We start from the raw sequence: 22,953 nt of genomic DNA on the forward strand, positions 1-22,953 counted from the left end.
ATTGAGGTGTGTATGAAAAAGATCAGATTTTCCCTAACTATTAACTTTGTGTTAATCGTCTTTGTGTTGCTTGGCAACTCATGTTCAAAAGACAAGCCCCGCACCATTGATCCCGAATTTTCGAGATACATTGCTGCTTTTACTTATGGCGCCATATCGTCTGATTCCGAGATACAGATAGAACTTACGCAAGATTTACCGGCCGTGGAACTGGATAAGGAAATTGAAGAAGAATTGTTTGAATTTTCGCCGTCCATAAAAGGAAAAGCATTCTGGACAAGCAGCCGGAAGATAAAATTTATACCCGAACCCGGAGAATTAAAATCGGGACAGGAATACCATGTCTGGTTCAAACTCGATGAAATAATGAAAGTGGAAGGCAAATTCAAGGAGTTTTACTTTTTCTTCAACGTGCCTAAACAAAATTTCAGTATCGACGTCTTGCCCTATTCCCCAACAAAGGATAACGACCTGACATGGAACAGCGTTCAAGGCGCCCTGCTGTTGGCCGACAATGCTCCTATTGATAAGGTTCAGCAAATGCTTTCAGTTTCGGGTGAGACCACCGCCAAAATAAAAGTTACCCAAACCGAACAAACCGGGCGTTACACATTCACCATCGACAGCCTGAAACGCTATGAAAACAGACCAACCGATTATGTACTGAGAGTGAACGGAAGTCCCATTGATGTGGAAAAAGAAGAAAAATCTGTCATAACGCTGCCCAAACTCAACCTGAATCCCTTCCTTGTTGTCGATGCCCGTGTGGTTTACGACCCGCAGGAATGTATCCGCGTTACTTTCAGCGACCCCTTATCGAGCAATCAGAATATACAAGGCTTGATTACGCCGAACGGCATTGAGAATTTTTCGTACGATATTCAGAAAAATGTGTTGAAGCTTTATCTTGACCCCGATAACAAGGCGACCAGTGTTGACCTGGTTATTCAAAAAGAGTTGAGGAATTTTGATAATAAACTCCTTGATAGAAGATACACATACGAATTATCCCTCGAAAAAAATAAGCCTCAGTTCGAATTGATTAATTCGGGAAACATACTTCCCAATTCCGAAAATCTGGTTCTCCCCTTCAAGGCGGTGAATTTGTGGGCGGTGGATGTAAAAATCGTCAAGATATTCGAGAACAATGTACTGGGCTATCTGCAATCGAACGAATTTGGGGGCGATAGCGATCTTCGCCGTTTCGGACGACTTATTCTGAAAAAAAGGATACGCCTTGATTCGGATCATACCCTGCGCCTCGACCAGTGGAATATTTTTTCCATCGATTTGGCAACGCTTATCAAGCAAGACCCCGGATCGATATACCGTGTCGAACTTTCGATGAAACAGGCCTATTCGCTCTATCCTTGCAATGGCGTTGTGCCGCAAGTTCCGCAGGATGCCAGTCTGGAACGCTTCGATGATGCCTTGACGGAAGAAGAGGAAGCCAAATGGGATGTCCCCTCCTCCTATTATTACGAGTGGGACGATTACGATTGGGAAGACAGAGACAACCCTTGTACCCCCAGCTATTATGCGAATAAAAAATCGGGATGTATTGTTTTTGCCTCCAATATGGGAATTATCGCCAAATTGGGTTCGGATAAAAAGATATTGGTCTCCGTCAACGATATTCAGACTACCGAGCCTGTCTCGGGTGCAGAAGTGGATGTTTACAATTACCAGATGCAGCGCATCGGCTCGAGCAAAACCGATGGAGACGGATTTGTCAGCATCGACTACAAGGGCGGCGTTCCTTTTGCCATCATCACAGGCAAAGACAAGGAAAAAGGATACCTGAAAGTTACCTCTAACCTGTCGTTGTCGTTAAGCAACTTCGATGTTAGCGGAAAAGAGATACAGAAAGGCCTGAAAGGTTATCTGTATGGCGAAAGAGGCGTTTGGCGACCGGGCGATACCCTGTTCCTGACATTTATCCTCGAAGACAAGGACAAGAGCCTGCCGAAAGACCACCCCGTGTCGCTGGAAATGTTTACGCCTATGGGGCAACTCTATCAAAAATATGTAACAACAAACGGACAGGACGGATTCTACACCTTTAAGGTGGTAACAGACCCCAATGCCCAAACCGGAAACTGGCAAGCGGTGGTCAAAGTGGGCGGCGTTTCGTTCAGTCAGCGAATAAAAATTGAGACCGTGAAACCCAATCGCTTAAAAATAAGGCTCGATGCAGGGACAACAATTGACGCCAGCCGGGGCTTATTCACCGGCAGCCTTTCCTCGCAATGGCTGCATGGCGCTCCCGCATCCAACCTGAAAGCTAAGGTGGAGATGACTTTATCTGCCACATCCAAACCCTTTAAGGGCTACGAGCAATACTCATTCAGCAATCCGGCAACAAACTTCTATTCCGACACCTACACGCTGTTTGATGGACGGCTGGACGGAAACGGGAATGCAACAGTTACCGGCAAGCTTCCGCAGGCGTCCACCGCACCCGGAATGCTCAAGGCGAATTTTGTTTCGCGGGTGTTTGAATCGGGTGGCGATGCCAGCATTTATTCGCAAACGGCGCCCTATTCTCCTTTCTCGAGCTATGTAGGTATAAAAACGCCCAATACGAGCGATTATGAAATGCTGGAAACAGATGTGGATAACGTCATTGATATTGTTACGCTTACTGCCGATGGAAAATTGACAAACCGCAGCCAAGTAAACGTAAAAGTATATAAAATCAGGTGGTCGTGGTGGTGGAGCAGTAGCTACGACGATTTGGCATCGTATGTCAATAGCACCTACGCCGATATTATCCTCAACCAAGATGTTTCCACAACCGGCGGAAAAACCAAAGTGAAACTTAAAGTCAATTACCCCGATTGGGGACGGTACTTGGTATTGGCCGAAGACGAACAAAGCGGGCACATTGCCGGGAAAGTAATATACATCGACTGGCCTTCGTGGCGGGGACGCTCCAACAAGCAAGATGCTGACGGATTGACCATGCTCTCGTTCTCGACCGAAAAGCAAAGCTACAAAGTGGGCGAAAAAGCAAGGGTTATTCTGCCCAAGAGTTCTGCCGGACGCGCATTAATCAGCATCGAAAACGGATCGAAAGTTATATCGCGCGAATGGGTGGAAACCAGCGCTACGGAGGACACCAAGCACAGTTTCACCGTAACAGAGGAGATGACGCCCAACTTCTACATCTTCGCTACCTTGTTGCAACCGCACGGACAAACCGATAACGATTTGCCGATACGCATGTATGGCGTAGTGAATGTGAGCGTAACAAACGACAACAGCGTTCTGAATCCGGTGATAACAATGCCCGATGAACTCCGTCCCGAAAAAGAATTTACCGTTTCTGTTTCGGAAAAGAACAGGAAAAAAATGACCTATACTTTGGCTATCGTGGACGAAGGATTGCTCGACCTCACCGCATTCAAAACACCGGATGCCTGGGCTGATTTTTATGCAAAACAAGCATTGGGCGTTCGCTCATGGGATATGTACGATATGGTGGTAGGAGCCAGCGCAGGTAAGATAGGCCCCTTGTTGAGCATTGGAGGAGACGGAGAATTGAAGTCGGCGAGCAACCAAATGAACCGCTTTAAACCGGTAGTGGAATTTTTAGGCCCCTTCTCGCTGAAAGGCGGTGATACCAGGAAACACAATATCAAACTGCCGTCTTACATAGGTTCTGTTCGGGTGATGGTGGTTGCCGGTTCGAGCGAAGGAGCTTATGGGAACACCGAAAAAACGGTTCCTGTTAAAAACCCCTTGATGATATTATCTACTCTTCCGCGCGTAGCAGGCCCCGGCGAAGATATTCTGTTGCCTGTGAATGTGTTTGCCATGGATAAAAAACTGAAGAATGTTACGGTTACGGTAAAAACCTCCTCTGGCTTATTGCAGCTGACGGATGGCGCAACCAAATCGGTTACATTCACCGAAACGGGCGATAAGATGGTCTATTTCAGATTGAAAGCCGCCACACGTACCGGAGCCGAAGAAATCGAAATTAGAGCTACCGGAAATGGCGAAGTTTCGACCGAGGCAATTGATATTGAGGTCAGGAATCCCAATCCAGCTGTGTTGATGACCTCGCAGGCCCTCATTTCCAGCGGTCAATCGCAGGAGTTAGCTATTTCGATGGATGCTCCGCAAGCAGGCGACTGGGTAAAACTGGAAATTTCGCGTATGCCGGGAGTTGATTTAAGTAAAAACCTGGCTTATTTGCTCGAATACCCTCACGGATGTTCCGAACAGGTTACTTCGAGAGCTTTCCCTGCGCTTTACGTCGGCACATTCACCAAGTTCAGCGATCAGCAAACCGAGAAAATGAAATGGAACATAAACGAGGCCATCAAGATTATTTCTGCCCGTCAATTGGGTGATGGAGGTATTGCTTACTGGCCGGGAAACCGTTATCCGACCGAATGGGTAACGACCTATGCAGGACATTTCCTTCTCGAAGCCCAAAAACACGGATACAAGGTTCCCGAACCGGTGATTTCCAAATGGAAGAAATTCCAGAAGAAAACGGCGCAAAGCTGGAACAAAGGCGATATATACAATTCGTATTACAGCTACTCGATGAGCGATTTGCAACAGGCTTACCGGTTATATACGCTGGCGCTGGCCGGAGATGCGGAACTGGGAGCCATGAACCGGTTGAAAGAAATGAGAGATATTTCGGTTCAGGCGCGGTGGCGACTTGCTGCGGCTTATGCGGTGGCCGGTAAAAAAGACGCGGCCAGCCAGCTCATATCCGGCGCCAGCGATAATGTTGACACGTATGCCGTTAGCAATAATACCTACGGTGATTCCGACCGCGACCTGGCCATGATAATGGAAACATACCTGCTGCTTGGAAAAACGGATAAGGCATTGCAGTTGGCGCGAAAAGTATCGAAGGCGCTGAATTCCGATTATATTTCAACGCAATCGGCTTCGTTCGGACTGATTGCCATGTCGAAACTGGCCGACAAAATAGGCTCGGGCGTGGTGGCATACGAATGGGAACTGAACGGGGTGAAACAGGCGAATGGAAACTCGGGAAAAGCGCTGGAGGAAATAGCCATCAAACCGCAGGAAAACATTCGGATAAACTTCACCAATAACGGACAGGGCGAACTGTACGTCCGGTTGGTGGGACGCAGCAAACCATTGGTGGATACAACGCCTGAGGTCAACAACGGGCTGAATCTTTTCGTCAAATATACCGACCCCGATGACAAAGAGATTGATGTAACATCGCTTCGTCAGGGGACAGAATTTTATGCCAGCGTAATCGTTCAGAATATTTCGGGCGAATACCTCACCGATGTGGCGCTGAGCCAGCTATTTGCATCGGGATGGGAGATATTCAACAACCGCCTGTTCGGTAACGAAAGCGCCACGTTGCCTTACACCTATCAGGACATCCGAGACGACCGGGTTCTTAGCTACTTTAATTTGCAGAATGGTTATTCCACCGCATTTAAAGTGAGGTTGCAGGCAGCCTATTGCGGACGGTTCTATCTGCCTGCCGTTGTATGCGAAACAATGTACCGGCCCGAAGAACAATCGAAAACCAAAGGCCAATGGGTGGAGGTGATTCAATAAACAAAGCCCCTCCAACCTCCCCGTAGGGGAGGCTTTTGAAATCCCCCCTACGGGGGGTGGGGGGACTATTAACTAATAAATATCATGAGAAAATTTCAATTATTACTGCTTTCTACCTTTCTTTGCCTGAATGCATGGGCACAGACAACGGAGTATCAAACGCTTACAAACGTGCCCTATTATGCCGAAGATGTTCGTAGTCAGGATACCTATCTGGCCGAGAGATGTGTTCTGGACATCTATTATCCCAAAGACACCAAAGGCTTTGCTACGGTGATCTGGTTTCATGGCGGAGGATTGACCGGTGGAGAAAAATCCATCCCCGGCGAACTCCGAAACAAAGGATTTTGTGTGGTTGCCGTCAATTACCGCCTGCATCCCAAGGTTACCTGTCCCAAATATTTTGAGGATGCCGCCGCTTCGGTTGCCTGGGTATTCAAACACATTGAAGAATATGGCGGAAACCCCGACCAGATTATTGTATCGGGACATTCGGCAGGCGCCTACCTCACGGGGCTTATCGGATTGGATAAGCATTGGCTGAAAGCATACGATATTGACGCCAACCGCATAGCCGGATTGTTTATGCTCAGTTCGCCCTCCATCACCCACATGACTCCCCGCAAAGAAAGAGGAATACCCGACACCCAACCCATTATTGACGAATATGCGCCGGTATATCATGTGCGCCCCGATACCCCACCCTTGTTCCTGATGACGGGCGACCGGGAACTGGAACTGCTGGGCAGGTACGAAGAAAACGCCTATCTGTGGCGGATGATGAAACTGGTGGGCAATAAAAAAACCACCTTATACGAATTTGATGGTTATGGGCACGGTATGACAGCTCCGGCTTTTCCGTTAATGCTCAAGCATATAGAGGAGATAATTAAAGCGGCTAAGTAAAATAGTGTTTGTCATTGCGGGCAAACACATGAAAAAATTTAGTACTACTGTTACGGATAAGATTCCTCCCTTTGGTCGGAATGACTCGGAAGCATACCGGAAAAGTGAGGGTAAATAGCCCGAACACCGGAAGAATGCAAAATCATGTGTTTAGTCCCGCACGGGACGACACTTGGACACGTTATCAAGTGTCGCCCCATGCGGGGCTTAGGCTACTGTATTGTCTGTCAATCCGTAAGCTGAAGCATACGATTAATAAAGTGTCGTCCTCTGCAGGACTAAACACAGCGTATAATTCGCGTAATCTGCGTAATTAGCGTTCCTATATCCTTCTATTATCGAACACGTTCTTCACATCTTCTTTGTCTTTTGCAATCTGGTATTTCAGGGCATCAATGTCGGGAAATTTTTTGTCGGCGCGGACAAATCCTATAAATTCTACCGTCAGGTATTTATTGTAGAGGTCATCGTCAAAATCAAAGATGTTGACTTCGAGGCTTATGTCTTCGCTGTTTTGGATGGTTGGCCGTTTGCCTATGTACAGCATCCCCTGGTATTTTTTGTTCTCGATATGCACATATACGGCATAGACCCCGAAAGCGGGAATAGCTTTAAAATCTTCCCACACTTTTATGTTGGCAGTAGGGAAACCGATGGTGCGCCCTACTTTAAATCCTTCGACAATTTGCCCCGAGATGGTGTAGTTGTAACCCAAAAGCTTTGCCGCCCTGTCAATATGCCCGCTCCCCAAAATCCGGCGGATACGCGATGAGCTGACATGCTCGTTCTGGCTCATTTCGGAGGCTTGCAACACCTGCATACCCATCTCTTTGCCATATTCAACATAGTCGGAGAATCCTTCGGCGCGGTTGTATCCAAAACGGTGATCGTAGCCAATCAGCAGGGTATCGACTCCTAATTGCTTTTTCAGCATATCATGCATAAAATCCTTCGCTGCCAACTGTGATATTTCGATGGAAAAATCTAAAACAATGCAATAATCGACTCCTGTGTCGGCGAGCCTTTTCAGTTTTTCCTCGTAGCCGCACAACAACGCCGGTTGATAGGCCTTGTTCAGTACCTTGCGCGGATGTATGGGAAAGGTAATGACCGCTGAGGGCAAAGACCGCCTCAGCGCCTCCGCTTTGACTTGTTCAATCAAATAACGATGCCCCGTATGAACGCCATCGAAAAAGCCGATGGTTGCCACCAAGGCTTTGTGTTCATCCCTATGATTTGAGTCTAAAATTATCATTTACAAATTAAATATTTTTCTCAGGTCTTCGTCCTGGTTTGCCAGGTAGGTTTTAAAGCCCAATGCGCCGGCAGCATCCAGATTTGCCTGACCATCGTCAAGGAACAATGTTTCTTCGGGTTTAATTCCCGAATCTTTTATAACAGCTTCAAAAGCCTCCTTATCGGGTTTGGCCGCTTTTATCTTGAATGAATAATAGCATTTGTCGAAAAATGCGGTGATCGGTTCTTTGGTCGGAGAAAAGGCTTCCGATTCGGCCCATTCCATGATGGCCGGATTGGTGTTGCTCAGCAAATAAACCTTGTATTTTTTTCGCAATTCCTTCAGCATCGCGAATTTATATTCGGGAATGAATGTCAGAAATGCCAACCAGCCCGAATCAATGTCCTTGTGCGAAACTTCTTTTCCTGCCAGTTTTTGGAACTCGACATAAAATTCTTCTTTCGTCAGCGTCCCTTCCTCAAGGCCGAGAAATATCCCGCTTTGACGAAACTCGTTCAAATAATTTTCTATATCCGCCAATCCTATTTCCTTAAAGCGATTAAGGGCGTTCTGTTTATCCAGTCCGACAATAACTCCTCCAAAATCGAAAAGGATATTCTTAATATTTTCCATTTAAAACTTGCCTTATCATTGATAATATCTGGCGAAGTTAAGTATTTATTTTTATTATTTGTGCGAAATGAAGAAAAGCCCCTCCAACCTCCCCGTAGGGGAGGCTCAAAAGGCCCCCTACGGGGGATAAGGGGACTTACATTTGCGAATTTTCAAATTTGCCAATCAATATTTAATATTAATTAAACATTCTCAGGCGCAACGTATCGTGTAAAGATGCGTCTTAGGTATAAAGACAAAATTATAAAGTGAAAAACTTTAGTATAAAAATAGCATTATTGACGCTGATTTCTTTCGGACTTTTGAGTTCGTGTAGCGATGACGAAAGTTATTCGTTGGGCAACCAATGGGAATCGCTGGCTACGGTGCATCCGATTGACGGCCACGCCTACTATTTGACGCTTGACGATGGAACAAAATTGGGCGTAGCCGCAGCCGCCGTAAATTACACGCCAAGAGAAAACCAGCGGGTTTATGTCAACTATACGCTTCTATCCGATGCAACTGATAGTTACGACCATTACATAAAGGTGAATGGAATAAGCGAAATATTGACCAAAGGGGTGATTAATCTGACAACCGTAAATCAGGATTCGATAGGCAACGACCCGATAAAAATACATAGCTTGTGGATTGGGGACGATTACCTGAACATCTATTTCGAGTACAATAGCGGAGACCAAAAGGTACATTATGTCAATCTGGTTAACAATACAATTCCCGATCCCATCTATGACGGCAAAATCCGTCTTGAGTTCCGCCACAATGCCAACGAGGATCCGGCATGGTTTGCCAGAGATGGATTTGTAGCTTTCGATTTAAGACCATACAGATACATGAATGAGCCTGCTATGGGGAAGCCACGGGATTCTGTTGATTTTATCATTGGAGTACAGGACTTTAAGGATGAATATAAATATTACGGGATAACATACAAGTTTAATAATAATACACCCGATATTCGCACATCATTGACCTATGATTCGAATAACGATGCTACTCTATTTAGATAATATTTGATTATTACTTTTTGATTTTCTGAGAGAGGGAAGCTACTGTGAAGTATTTTCCCTCTTGTGTTTTGAGAATCGAAAATCATCGGATTTTAATGGGCTATTTTACTTATAACAAAATATAAAAATCCACTACTAATTCGCATTAGTTACAATTATAGCTAAAAACGTTGTACTTTTGCAGTTGATTGAATTTACATAAACATGATAAGCTGGTTGATACCTTACATAAAGAGATTCAGAATACTAATTTATTTAGCTTTTATTTCCGGTTTTGTGCTGTCGTGCGCAAATATGGCGTCGCCTTCGGGTGGCGATTACGATTTTGATCCGCCTGTGGTAGTAAGAAGCACGCCGGCGTTTAATGCGACAAACGTAAAAACCGACAAAATACAGATTGTATTCGACGAACTTGTCCAGATTGAAAATCCCAACGAAAAGGTAATCGTAACTCCGCCCCAAACAAGGATACCCAAGATACAGGCCATCAGCAATAGAGTGATAGTAGAACTGAAAGACACCTTGTTGCCCCATACTACCTACACCATTGATTTTACCGACGCCATAGCCGATAACAATGAGAAAAATCCGCTGAACAATTTTTCCATGTCTTTTTCCACCGGAGATGTAGTTGACTCGCTGTCGATTTCGGGGAAAGTATTGACGGCCAATAACCTGGAACCCGTTAAAGGAATTTATGTAGGGCTGCATTCCGATTTGAGCGATAGCGCCTTTATAAAAAAAATCTTCGACAGAATATCCCGGACGAATGACAGAGGGGAATTTACCATCAAAGGGGTTGCAGAAGGAAAGTACCGGTTGTATGCCTTGAATGACCCCAACAGGAACTTCAAGTACGAGAATCCGGCCAACGAGATTGCTTTTCTCGATTCGCTTATTGTACCCAGCCATACAAGGGCCTTTCGCTCCGATACGCTATTCAGGCCGGATATGAGCATTGATACCATCAAGACGGTTGCTTATACCCGCTTCTTGCCCGACAACATTCTGCTGAGGTCGTTTGTTTCCGATTTTCAAAGGCAGTTTTTGCAGAAACACGAACGCTCGCAGGAGAACGAACTGCGGATTTATTTTGGAGGAGTTACCCCTTTGGCCGATATAAAACCGCTTAATTTTGACGGAGATAAGCCATGGAACCTGTTGGAGCACACGCTGAGAAACGATACGCTGAAATACTGGATTACCGATTCGGTGGTTATGAAGATGGACACCATTGTGTTGCAGGTTTCTTACCAGATAACCGACTCGCTGAACAATTTGCAGCCGAAAACCGACACGCTTAGCTTTATCAACCGGAAGATAAGACCGCAACCCAAAGCGGCAAGAAAGAAAGACGAGAAAGAACCGGTGATTTTTTTAGAGTTAAGAAACAACTTGAGACCGGTGATAAACGTCTATGATGATATTCTTATCAAATTCGGGCAGCCGGTGCGTGATTTTGATGAATCGAAGTTCGTTTTGCAACACTTGGTTGATACTCTATACGTTGACGAAAAAATAAACCTTATTAAAGATTCGCTCAATCCGACACAATACACGATAAAGTACAAATGGAAGCCGGGTGATTCTTACCGCTTCGCAATAGATTCGGCAGCTTTTCGCAGCTATACCGGTTTAGAAAACGACAAGCTGAACACTTCTTTTAAGGTGAAGAGCCTTGAAGAATATGGGAAATTGTACATTAATATAGATGGGCTATATCCCGATGAACAAGCCTTTGTAGAATTGCTGGGCACATCGGATTTTCCTGTCCGCAGGGCTAATGTTAAAAATGGCGGAGTGTTGTTCCTGAATCTTGACCCAAGCAAGTATTTTGCACGTATTGTAATCGACGCCAATAATAACGGCAAGTGGGATACCGGAGATTATTATAAAAAACTTCAACCCGAGGAAGTCTATTATTACAACAGCTCGTGGGAAGTGAAAGCATTTTGGGAGGTGGAAGAAAGCTGGAATATCCGGTCGATAGAACCCGATAAGCAAAAGCCTTTGGAGATAACCCGAAACAAACCTCAGGAAAAAGAGTCGAAAAGAAAACAGCTGGAGCAAAACGAAGCAAAGAGCAGGCAGCAAAAGCAAAATACCAATCCGAACGGGATGACATCTCCCGCAAATATGCCGAGGAGATAATAACCGACTCATTAATAAGCTCATAAATATAGATATTATGAATTTGAATTGTATAAAATTTTTGTCTCTGTGCTGTTTTATTTTCGGAACAGCCTGGCAAGTATATGCTCAGTGTGAAATAGAAAATGAGTATTTTCAGTCGGGAGAAGTAACCGAATATGACTTGTACATGAAGTTGGGAGTTTTATCCACCAAAGGCGGTTATGCCACCATGAGAACCAAAACCGTTACTTACGACGGGAAAGAAGCATACAAAATGTCCCTGACCTCCAGTTCGCAAGGGATGGCCCGGAAAATATTCAAACTGGACGATACCTTGTCGTGCTACATGAGCAAAGAGCTGGTTCCTCTGGCCTATACAAAAGACGCCCACGAAGGCGGAGACTACACACGGGAACGGTTGACCTACTCCTATCCGGGAGGCGGCGCCGTGAATGTAAAGGCTATCCGTCATAAAAACGGCACGTTCAAATTCAACGAATCCCTGGATTTCAAAGGCTGTACCTACGATTTAATGAGCATCGTGTTTTATGCCCGTACGCTCGATTATGCCAAAATGAAAAACGGTATGAAGGTAACATTGGATTTTGTTTCGGGCAAGAAAAAATTGAATATGCAAGTGCTGTATGGCGGCGCCGAAAAAATAAAAGCCAACAACAATGTAAAATACAATTGCATCAGGTTAGCATTAAAAATTGCCGATGATGCATTCGAGGACGAGAAGGATGCCATGACGGTTTATATAACCGACGATGCCAACCGGATGATCGTCCGAATGGATTCAAAACTTAATTTCGGGTCAACGAAAGCCATATTAAAGAGTTACAAAGGGAACCGGTATCCTGTTGGCACAAAAAAATAATTCGCTACCTTTGCCCGCTGAATTTTTTACGAATAGATAATTATATACATTAAAATACTTAATCAAGTTTATGTCAAAAGAATTATTACCGAATCTTCCGTATTTAGTGGCCGATATTAATCTGGCCGGTTTTGGAAGAAAAGAAATTGAAATTGCGGAGCATGAGATGCCCGGATTGATGGCTCTCAGAACAAAATATGGCGCGTCTAAACCCTTGAAGGGCGCACGCATTATGGGCTCGCTCCACATGACTGTGCAAACAGCCGTCCTGATAGAAACATTGGCCGAGCTGGGAGCCGATATTCGCTGGGTGAGCTGCAATATTTTTTCTACACAGGATCATGCGGCGGCAGCAATTGCAGCAGCAGGCATCCCTGTGTTTGCCTGGAAAGGCGAAAGCCTCGAAGAATATTGGTGGTGTACCGAGCAAGCCTTACGTTTCCCCGGCGGAAAAGGACCCAACCTGATTGTTGACGATGGCGGAGATGCCACATTGCTGATACATTGGGGATATAAAGCCGAAAAGGACGCTGGATTTATCAACCGGAAAGGTTCCAGCCACGAAGAGCAGGTCATCCTCGACACCTTGTCGCGCATCCTTAAAGAAGATAATCAACGCTGGCATCGCACGGTTGCCGAATGGAAAGGCGTTTCGGAAGAAACAACCACAGGCGTGCACCGGCTTTATCAGATGATGGAACGCGGCGAATTATTGATTCCGGCTATCAATGTCAACGATTCGGTAACGAAATCGAAATTTGATAACCTGTACGGCTGCCGCGAGTCGTTGGCAGACGGTATTAAGCGCGCCACCGATGTGATGATTGCCGGAAAGGTTGTGGTAGTTGCCGGATACGGAGATGTAGGAAAAGGCTGCGCCAAGTCGATGCGCTCGTACGGCGCCCGGGTTATTGTTACCGAAATAGACCCGATATGCGCTTTGCAGGCGGCAATGGAAGGCTTTGAAGTTACAACAATGGAAGAAGCCGTGAAAGAAGGCAATATTTTTGTAACAACCACCGGAAACAGGGATATTATTACAATTGACCACTTGGCGGCCATGAACGATCAGGCAATAGTGTGCAACATTGGCCATTTCGATAACGAGATACAGGTGGATAATCTGGTGAATTATAAAGAAATAAAGCATGTGAACATCAAGCCGCAGGTCGATAAATATACTTTCCCTACGGGCAATTCTATATTTTTGCTGGCCGAAGGGCGTTTGGTGAATCTGGGTTGTGCAACAGGCCACCCCTCGTTTGTGATGAGCAATTCGTTTACCAACCAAACCCTGGCGCAATTAGACCTCTGGCAGAACGATTATGCGGTAGATGTATATCGTTTACCCAAATACCTGGACGAGGAAGTTGCCCGCTTACACCTCGAAAGAATCGGCGTGAAACTGACCACATTGACAAAAGACCAGGCCGACTACATCGGAGTGGCTGTCGATGGCCCGTATAAGCCCGAGCATTACAGGTATTGATAATCAGACAGGGCTGTGTTGAACCTGCTAATTCCCTGTATTTGTCAGGAGATTGCGGGTCGGATCCCGCAATGACAATCCTTGTTCGACACAGCCCCATTCTTTTGCCGTAGCGGAATATTAGCGATTATCAGCAGTCGTTTGTGGATATTTTTATATTTTTAGTGTTCCGTTTTTTATTTAATGATTAGATTTGCAACCTGAAACCAAGACTGAACTTCATTAATGAAAAAGTTCCGTTTGTTTATATACATCATATTAATTGTTACATTTTCATCACCTCTTATTGGGTCGCAGTTATCCACCAGGGTTGAGGAGAATGTTTCGGTTTTGCAAAACGATACGGCAATTATAAATAAGGATATTCTTGGTATGCCCCTACCGGAGGCTGTGCTCCTGCCCGATACAACCCTGATTCCCGATTCTATTCTGCCGCCCCAAGATACCATTACGGCCAAGACCGATACCGTGGCCAAAAAAGCGGGGCTGGATGCCGAAGTGGATTATACGGCTACCGACTCTATTGTATTTACAACAGGCAACTGGGGATACCTCTACGGGCAAGCCGAGGTCTATTACAAGGATATTACCCTGAAATCGGAAAATATTTCGATGAACATGGACAGCAGCATCGTTCATGCTACATACGGTTTGGATTCGATAGGCGCTGAATTTGGCTATCCTGTATTCAGTGATGGTGGAGACGAGTACGAAGCCAAGTCGATAAGTTACAATTTCAAGACAAAAAAAGGCTATGTTTCGCATGTAATCACCGAACAGGGAGAGGGTTACGTGGTAGGAGATATTGCCAAGAAGAATGAAGACGGCTCGTTTTTTATGAGCGGTGGTAAATATACTACTTGCGAAGACCACGAACATCCGCACTTCTTTTTATACCTGACAAAGGCGAAGGTTCGCCCCAAGAAAAATATTGTGGTTGGCCCTGCCTATCTGGTCATCGAGGACTTTCCTCTGTACCCGATTGGGCTGCCTTTCGGGTTTTTCCCGTTTTCCGACAAATATTCGTCCGGCGTTATTATGCCAACCTATGCCGACGAACTTGACCGCGGATTTGGGATTCGTGATGGAGGATACTATTTTGCCTTTAACGATTATGTTGACTTAGCCCTTAGGGGCGAAATCTATACAAAAGGCTCCTGGGGCTTATCCGGTCAATCGACCTACCGGAAACGCTACCGTTATAGCGGGAACTTCAACGTGAGCTATTTATATACCAAAATGGGCGACAAAGAAGACCCCGACTACAGTGTGGCAAAAGACCTCCAGTTAACTTGGTCGCATTCGCAGGATAGCAAAGCCGATATGTACCGCACCTTGTCGGCCAACGTAAACTTTTCGACCACCTCCTACAACCGCAACCAGCTGAACGAGATATATAATGGCGATTACACCAACAACACGAAGAGTTCGACTGTTACAATGACCCAGCGGTTTCCTAATTCGCCCTTCACGCTGTCGGCCAACATGAGTGCATCGCAAATTTCGCGCGATACTACCGTTGCCCTGACCCTTCCGAATCTGACCGTATCCATGAGCCGCATATATCCGTTCAAAAGAAAGGAAATGGTGGGCGCCGAGCGTTGGTACGAAAAAATACAGATGAGCTATTCGGGCGATTTCAGAAACAGCATAACCACCAAGGAAGACAAATTATTGAAGTCGAACCTGGTCAAGGACTGGAAAAATGCGATGAAGCACAGCATCCCCGTCAGCGCAACGTTCAGTGTATTTAATTACTTGAACATCACCCCCAACTTCAGTTATACCGAACGCTGGTACACGCAAAAAATACATAGAGGCTGGGATGCCGAACGCCGGCAGCATGTCAACACCGACACCACCTATTCGTTCAACCGTGTAGCCGATTTCAACTACTCGCTCAGTTTTCAGACCAAACTGTACGGTTTTTACGAACCGCTGTTTAAAATTGGGAAGTTTCAAAAAATCAGGCATGTTTTCACACCCTCGATAAGTTATAGCGGAAGGCCCGATTTCAGCGAGCCTTTCTGGGACTACTACGAAAAGTACTCCTACCTCGATGCCAACGGGAATAAGCAAACAACCATCTATTCGCCCTATTCGCAGGGTATTTTTGGCGTGCCCGGAGCAGGAAAACAGGGAAACATCAATTTCGGTTTTGAGAACAATGTGGAAATGAAAGTAGGCGCCGAAAACGACTCGACAAAGATAATCAGCCTCATCGACAACCTGGGAGTGAGGGTTAGCTACAACATGATGGCCGATTCGCTCAAATGGAGCGACATAAGCGCCAGCCTCCGGTTGAAGCTGAGCAAGAACCTGATGATTAACCTGAATGGGACATTCGACCCCTACCTGTACGACCCGGTGTATTCTACCAACCCCAACACGGGCGAAAGAACCATTACCCGGCTGAACAGAGTTGACCGCCTGCGCATAGACAACGGCAAAGGACTGGGACGCTTGCGGAGTATCGGTTATTCGTTCAGCCCGTCCATCAATCAGGAGACGGTGAAAAAGTGGTTCGGAAAAAGCGGTAAGACCGAAATGAGCGACGAAGAGCTGGAAAAAGCCAACGAATTGGCAGAAAACGAAGCCAGCGGCGATGAAAGAAAAAGCAGGCTGTCGAAACAAAAAGAAACAGGCGAATACGATGAAGACGGCTACCTGAAAAACGAAGTAAAATGGAATATTTCGGCCAGCTATTCGTTCAACTATGCCTATTCCAGCGACATCGACATTAAAAATATGGAGTACAAACGGCGGTTGACACACAACCTCGGATTCAGCGGCTCGATACAGCCGACCAAAAACTGGAGCTTCAATTTCACCTCAAGCTACGATTTCGACAACAAAAAATTTGCTTACCTGAATTGTTCGCTAAGCCGCAATCTTCACTGCTTTAGCCTTACGGCCAGCTTTATACCGGTAGGGCCTTATCAATCGTACTTCGTGTCGTTAAGCGCCAACTCCTCCATGCTCCACGATTTGAAATACGACCAACGCGGACGAACTTCCAGCTTTGACCCTGAGTGGTATTAAAAAAGGGGGGAATCTCATCCGTAACAGTACTTCTAAAATTTTTCATGCGTTTACCCTGTGGCATATTGACACATTAGCCATATTGGCATATTTTTTGCTGCTGCTATTGCTGATAAAATATATATAACAAATCTAAAATATACGATACAGCTATGCAACAAAAAGGTCAGATTGGCGTAACTACGGACAACATTTTTCCGATTATCAAAAAATTCTTGTACAGCGACCATGAGATTTTTCTTCGCGAAATAGTCTCTAATGCCGTTGATGCAACACAAAAAATAAAAACGCTTGCTTCCTTGGGCGAGTTTAAAGGCGAACTGGGTGCGCTGAACGTAAAGGTGAGCGTTGACAAGGACAAAGGAACGGTTACTGTTTCGGACAAGGGAATAGGGATGACCGGCGAGGAAATCGAAAAGTACATCAATCAGATTGCGCTTTCTTCGGCAAACGAATTTCTTGATAAGTACAAAAACGATGCAAATGCCATCATCGGCCATTTCGGACTGGGATTCTACTCGTCGTTCATGGTCTCGAAACGGGTGGAGATTGTAACAAAATCATACAAAGATGGCGCCGAAGCCGTGAAGTGGAGCTGTGATGGCTCGCCGGAATACACCCTCGAACCGGTGGAAAAGGAAGACCGCGGAACCGACATTATCCTCTACATAGACGCCGAAAACCAAAACTTCCTCGAAAAAGCCGAACTGGAAAAACTGTTGAAGAAATATTGCCGTTTCCTGCCCGTTCCCATCGTTTCGGGGAAAAAGACCGAGTGGAAAGACGGCAAATCGGAAGAAACGGACGAGGACAACGTGATTAACGAAACCAATCCGGCCTGGACGCGTAAACCATCGGAACTGACGGACGAGGATTATAAGAAATTCTATCAGGACTTGTATCCCTTTACCGACGAACCGATGTTCTGGATTCACCTCAATGTCGATTATCCCTTCAAGTTGACAGGTATTTTGTACTTCCCGAAGATAAAGAGCAATGTTGATTTGCATAAAAACAAAATACAACTCTATAGCAATCAGGTATATGTAACCGATTCGGTTGAAGGCATCGTGCCCGAATTCCTGACGCTGATGCATGGTGTGATTGACTCGCCGGATATTCCGCTGAATGTTTCGAGGTCGTACCTGCAAAGCGATCAGAATGTGAAGAAAATATCGAATCATATCACAAAAAAGGTTTCGGACAGGCTCGAGGAAATATTCAGAAACGACCGTCCGCAATTTGAAGAAAAGTGGGACAGCCTGAAACTGTTTATCGAATACGGCATGTTGTCCGATGACAAATTCTACGACAAGGCGCAGAAATTCTGCCTGTTGAAGAATGTGGACGATAAATATTTCACCTTTGAGGAATACAAAAGCCTGATTTCGTCCAATCAGACCGACAAAGACGATACCCTGGTTTACCTCTACGCCAGCAGCAAAGAAGAACAGTACAGCTACATAAACGCGGCGAAAGAAAAAGGGTACGACGTCATTCTGTTCGATGGACAATTGGATGTACACATGGCCGGTTTGTTGGAACAAAAATTCGAGAAAAGCCATTTTGTCCGTGTCGATAGCGACATAGTGAATAACCTGATTAAAAAAGACGACGACACCGAAGTAAAACTCAGCGACAAACAAAAAGAAGATCTGAACGAAGCCTTCAAATCGCAGTTGCCCAAAATAGAGAAAATTGAGTTCACAATTGATTACAAGGCGCTTGGCGAACAAGTGAAACCCATACAAATAACGCAGAACGAGTTTATGCGCCGGATGAAAGAAATGTCGGCCATGCAAACCGGCTTCGCATTCTACGGCGAAATGCCCGACAACTACAACCTCGTGCTCAACGTAGAACATCCGCTGGTGAAACAAGTACTGACAGACGTAGAAGGCAAAAGCGCCGAAGAAATAGACAGCTACGCCGCTCAAAACCCGGTAGTACGCCAACTGATAGACCTGGCCCTGCTCTCGAACGGAATGCTAAAAGGAGAAGCGTTGAATAATTTTATCAACAGGAGCATTGGGTTGATTTGATGATTTATCGTAGGGGCGAATCATTTTTCGCCCGCTGCCGCGAATGGGTTTCGTAGGGGCGTACCATTTTCAAAAATGCCCATTCGCGGCACTACAGCTATTTCGCCCCTACGATAATACGGATGCGAAATAATTTACTATCTTTGGGATATTATCAGAAAGGACAATGAGAAAATTAACCAAAGGCATATATACCGGAATAGGGCTGTTTATTGTGATTCTTACAATAGTATGGCTCGCCATTCCAAGTCCCGAAAGTTTCCGGTGCGAGCGGTTCCCCATCCTTATTGCCCATGGCGGAGGCGGTATAAACGGCCAAATACGCTCAAACTCCAGGGAAGCAGTAGAGCTGTCGGTAAAAAACGGTTATTGTTTTATCGAATTGGATATGCAGATTACCAAAGACGGGCACATTGCCGCCGTGCATTTTTGGAGCGACCTTTATGAGCAAACCGGCCTCGAAGGCGACACCATCCCTTTGTCGTCCGCCGACTTTAAATTACGAAAAATACAGGGTTATCAGCATACGCTTCTTGGCAATGACATCAAGGAGCTTTTCCCCGATACTGTCCGCTATCTGGTTACGGACAAAATAAAGGACTATGACTTAATCATCAAAGAAATTGAAGTGGATAAAAATAAGCTGCTGGTAGAAGTATTTTCGTACCCGCAGTATCTCGACGCTTTGCAAAAGGGCATAAAATACCCGATGCTAAACACCATAAATTTCCAAAAATTGAGAAAATATTCGCCCTTACTTATAGCGAAGAAAATCAAGATGATAACTGTCCCTGTTGAGATGATAAGCTCGTGCGAAAAAGAACTCAGATTTTTACACAAATACGGAGTAACCATATTCGCTTATACATCAAACGATAAGGATTTCATTCTGAAGCACGGCGGAAAAACAGTTTCGGGTTTTTATACCGATTATGTAAAAATATCCGATTTGTAAAGGGTGTAATCAATTAAACATATCATCAATACCCACAGGCTGGTTATCTATTACATCGTCCAGCATTTCGCTCTTGGCACAGGGATTGGGGTTGCCTTTCACTTTCTCGAATTGGGTTTCGGGGCTATAGCCAAGTTTCGGGTTGGCATACACCTTTTGCATGAACAAGCCGAATATGGGTAATGCCTCAGCGGCTCCTTGTCCCTCGGCTGTGCGGTCGAAGTGGATCGAACGGTCTTCGCCCCCCACCCAGCAACCGGCGACCAGTTCGGGTGTAAAGCCCATAAACCAGCCATCGGAGTTGTTTTGCGTTGTTCCGGTTTTTCCGCCCATCGGCCCTTTTATCGCAAATTTATAGCGGATGCGGCTACCGGTTCCTCCGTCTATCACCGAGCGAAGCATGTCCAGCATCTTGACCGATGTGTTTTCGTCGAAAACTTCTTTCATCTGTGGGGTAAATGTTGCCAGAATATTGCCCGACAAATCTTCGATGCGGGTTACATAAATAGGCGTGCTTCGTATTCCCTTGTTGACAAAAGCGGTGTAAGCCCCGGCCATTTCGGCTATTGATATGTCGCAAGTTCCCAAGGCCATGGATACAACGGGGTCGATATGTCCGGTGATTCCGAAAGAATGTAACATCCGCACAAAGTTGTAAGGCGTGGTTGTTTTCATCAGGTAGGCCGTTACCCAGTTGTCGGAGTTCTGCAATCCCCATTTGATGGAAACCATCTCGCCCACTCTTTTTGAATTGGCATTTCTGGGTATCCATTCTTTGCCTGTTTCGGTCATCAGCACTTGTTGTTCGTGCAACATTTCGTCGCAAGGCGTCATACCGTCCTGCATGGCCAAGGTATAGAGGAATGGTTTTATGGTTGAGCCGATTTGCCTGCGCCCCACGTTCACCATATCGTACTGAAAGAACTTGTAATTTATTCCGCCCACGTAGGCTTTTACCTGTCCGCTGGGGCTCATCGCCGCAAATCCCGAACGCAGAAAACCTTTGTGGTAGCGGATAGAATCCCAAGGGGTCATGGTGGTATCAATCTCTCCTTTCCACGAAAATACTTTCATTTCGGCAGGAGTTTTGAATATCTTGTAAATCTCATTATCGCTAAGCCCTTCTTTTTTAAGCGCATGATAGCGGTCGGTTATTTTCATCGCCTTGTAGATGAGCGAATCGGCTTTATTAGCGACAGAGGACGAAAAAGGAGCATACGACCGGCCTTTCTTTTCTTTCTCGAAAAGTGGTTGCAGCGCCCCTCCGATGTGTTCTTCTACGGCTTCCTCGGCATATTGTTGCATACGCGAGTCGATGGTGGCGTAAATTTTCAGGCCATCGGTGTATAAATCGTAATTGCTGCCATCTGCCTTGGTGTTTTTGTGGCACCAACCATAAAGCGGATTGGTTTCCCACTGTATCGAATCGCTTTTATATTGTTCGGTTTGCCAGGATGCATACTTCGAGCGAGTAGGCTTTCGGGCTGTCATAGTCATCCTCAGGTATTCCCTGAAGTAAGGCGCCAAGCCATCTTTGTGATCCACTCTTTTGTAGTCCAGAACCAAAGGAAGCTGGCAGAGCGAATCAAATTCGGCTTTGTCTATTACATCGGCCTTCAGCATCTGTTCCAGCACCACGTTCCGCCGTCCTCTTGTGGCATCCAACCTTTTCAGCGGATTGTACAGCGAAGAATTTTTACACATTCCGATGAGTGTTGCCGCTTCTTCTATTTTCAGGTCTTTGGGCGATTTATTGAAATAAACCCGCGATGCCGTGTTGATACCAACGGCATTGTTTAAGAAATCGTACTTGTTGAGGTAGAGGTTGATGATGTCTTCCTTGGTATAATAGCGTTCCAGCTGAACGGCAATAACCCATTCGACAGGCTTTTGAAGGGCACGTTCCCAAATGTCGCCGGCCAGCTTGTCGTACTTACTGGTATAAAGCAATTTGGCCAACTGTTGCGAAATAGTACTCCCCCCACCGGCATTTTTTTGTTGCAGAATTACGCGTTTTACAGCAGAGCGGGTAAGCGCATAGGCATCAATACCCGAATGCGAATGAAAGCGGGCATCTTCGGTTGCAATCAAAGCCTGAATGAGGTATGGCGACAGGTTATCGTAATTGGAGTAAATCCGGTTTTCCTTCTGAAGCGAATAAGTTCCCAGCAATTCGTTATCGGAGCTGTAAACCTGAGAAGCATACTTGTCAATCGGGTTTTCCAAATCTTCGATAGGCGGCATATAACCGATTGCGCCGTATGCAATGAGAGCAAATACAAGCGCAAAAGCGATAATACCCGTAAGGAACACGCTCCAAATGATTTTGACCATTTTTTTATTGAATGTAGTTTTTGGCTCTTTCTTCTTCATCATTGTGTTATACTTCTCAATATTTCCACAAAAATAATAAATTATTTGTTGACTTCTAATATATTGACCGGCAAGAGTTATTTTATGCGTGGAATTATTTTTTATTTTTTTTGGCGTGGGAGGAATTTGAATTTTCAATTGACGGCATTTACAGTAAAGTAATGTCCTCAAAAGATATTCAGGATTGACATCGAAGTCGGCTTCAAGGTAGGGGTACATGCCGGCCAGTTCGTTCAACTGATTGCCAATAAGCTGGGAAAAGACGGATTAGTTGATTTGACTTCGCGTTATCCATCAATGGAGAAAAAGCGCATGGGAACATCGGACACCGAGATGTACGACCTCAACCCGGCATCTGCTGTTGTCGAAATCGTGCCGATGACGGCTCCGCAATATCCGGATCAGGATTTACAAAAATTATTGGAAATGAAAGAGAAAGAAGCGTCAGCAAGTTAATCCATCCAGCAACTTGACATACAATGCGATGGCTTCGCGTATTTCGGCTCAGCAGCAAATCCCTGTGTTCAGGCATAATCTAAACAGAAAGAATTTTATTCGCCTCCTGCGCTCCGCACAATGACGGAACATCAGAAACATGACTTACGGATTGACAGTCAAATTTCCCTGCCAAGCCCCGCAGCTGGCGATACTTATTTTCACGACAATTGTCCGTAGGGCA

13 protein-coding genes are annotated in these 22,953 nt (G+C 45.5%); 10 read left to right on the forward strand and 3 right to left on the reverse strand.

Annotation, left to right across the window (positions count from 1 at the left end):
* Positions 1-12: 12 nt before the first annotated feature.
* Both ACYPWY_RS05785 and ACYPWY_RS05790 read left to right on the forward strand, forming a co-directional pair.
* Positions 13-5,571, forward strand: a complete 5,559-nt coding sequence (locus tag ACYPWY_RS05785) for an alpha-2-macroglobulin family protein (RefSeq protein ID WP_459684485.1) — start codon at positions 13-15, stop codon at positions 5,569-5,571.
* An 84-nt stretch (positions 5,572-5,655) separates the two neighbouring features.
* Positions 5,656-6,477, forward strand: coding sequence for an alpha/beta hydrolase (locus ACYPWY_RS05790; protein ID WP_459684486.1), 822 nt, complete (start codon positions 5,656-5,658; stop codon positions 6,475-6,477).
* 322 nt (positions 6,478-6,799) lie between these two features.
* On the opposite strand, the gene ribF is transcribed toward ACYPWY_RS05790, so the two are convergent.
* Together ribF and ACYPWY_RS05800 are read right to left on the reverse strand one after the other, a co-directional pair.
* Entirely contained in the window at positions 6,800-7,732 is a 933-nt protein-coding gene (gene ribF, locus ACYPWY_RS05795) for a riboflavin biosynthesis protein RibF (protein WP_459684487.1), read from the reverse strand.
* The gene (locus ACYPWY_RS05800) at positions 7,733-8,347 is read right to left on the reverse strand and encodes an HAD family hydrolase (RefSeq protein WP_459684488.1); all 615 of its coding nucleotides are present in this window, start codon (positions 8,345-8,347) and stop codon (positions 7,733-7,735) included.
* A 248-nt stretch (positions 8,348-8,595) separates the two neighbouring features.
* Between ACYPWY_RS05800 and ACYPWY_RS05805 the strand changes: the two genes are divergently transcribed.
* The 7 genes from ACYPWY_RS05805 (at position 8,596) to ACYPWY_RS05835 (ending at position 19,901) form a co-directional block, all read left to right on the forward strand.
* Positions 8,596-9,360 (forward strand): NigD-like protein, encoded by a 765-nt coding sequence (locus tag ACYPWY_RS05805; protein ID WP_459684489.1) that lies wholly within the window; start codon positions 8,596-8,598, stop codon positions 9,358-9,360.
* 204 nt (positions 9,361-9,564) lie between these two features.
* On the forward strand, positions 9,565-11,511 hold the full coding sequence (locus ACYPWY_RS05810) for an Ig-like domain-containing domain (protein ID WP_459684490.1): 1,947 nt from the start codon (positions 9,565-9,567) through the stop codon (positions 11,509-11,511).
* A 37-nt stretch (positions 11,512-11,548) separates the two neighbouring features.
* Complete coding sequence (locus ACYPWY_RS05815; RefSeq protein WP_459684491.1) at positions 11,549-12,373, forward strand: DUF3108 domain-containing protein; 825 nt, start codon at positions 11,549-11,551, stop codon at positions 12,371-12,373.
* Positions 12,374-12,443: 70 nt separating this feature from the next.
* Complete coding sequence (gene ahcY, locus ACYPWY_RS05820) at positions 12,444-13,862, forward strand: adenosylhomocysteinase (RefSeq protein ID WP_459684492.1); 1,419 nt, start codon at positions 12,444-12,446, stop codon at positions 13,860-13,862.
* A gap of 225 nt (positions 13,863-14,087) precedes the next feature.
* Positions 14,088-16,904: a putative LPS assembly protein LptD gene (locus ACYPWY_RS05825; RefSeq protein WP_459684493.1), complete on the forward strand. Its 2,817-nt coding sequence runs from the start codon at positions 14,088-14,090 to the stop codon at positions 16,902-16,904.
* Between the two features lie 152 nt (positions 16,905-17,056).
* Positions 17,057-18,946 carry a molecular chaperone HtpG gene (gene htpG, locus ACYPWY_RS05830; protein ID WP_459684494.1) on the forward strand — a complete coding sequence of 630 codons (1,890 nt, stop codon included), beginning with the start codon at positions 17,057-17,059 and terminating at the stop codon, positions 18,944-18,946.
* A gap of 166 nt (positions 18,947-19,112) precedes the next feature.
* Positions 19,113-19,901 carry a glycerophosphodiester phosphodiesterase family protein gene (locus ACYPWY_RS05835; RefSeq protein WP_459684495.1) on the forward strand — a complete coding sequence of 263 codons (789 nt, stop codon included), beginning with the start codon at positions 19,113-19,115 and terminating at the stop codon, positions 19,899-19,901.
* 9 nt (positions 19,902-19,910) lie between these two features.
* Here the strand turns inward: ACYPWY_RS05835 and ACYPWY_RS05840 are convergent, their stop codons facing one another.
* The gene (locus ACYPWY_RS05840; protein ID WP_459684496.1) at positions 19,911-22,277 is read right to left on the reverse strand and encodes a transglycosylase domain-containing protein; all 2,367 of its coding nucleotides are present in this window, start codon (positions 22,275-22,277) and stop codon (positions 19,911-19,913) included.
* A gap of 309 nt (positions 22,278-22,586) precedes the next feature.
* On the opposite strand from ACYPWY_RS05840, the gene ACYPWY_RS05845 reads away from it, so the two are divergent.
* Positions 22,587-22,730: a hypothetical protein gene (locus ACYPWY_RS05845; RefSeq protein WP_459684497.1), complete on the forward strand. Its 144-nt coding sequence runs from the start codon at positions 22,587-22,589 to the stop codon at positions 22,728-22,730.
* Positions 22,731-22,953: the final 223 nt, after the last annotated feature.

The organism is Viscerimonas tarda (genome assembly GCF_054601255.1).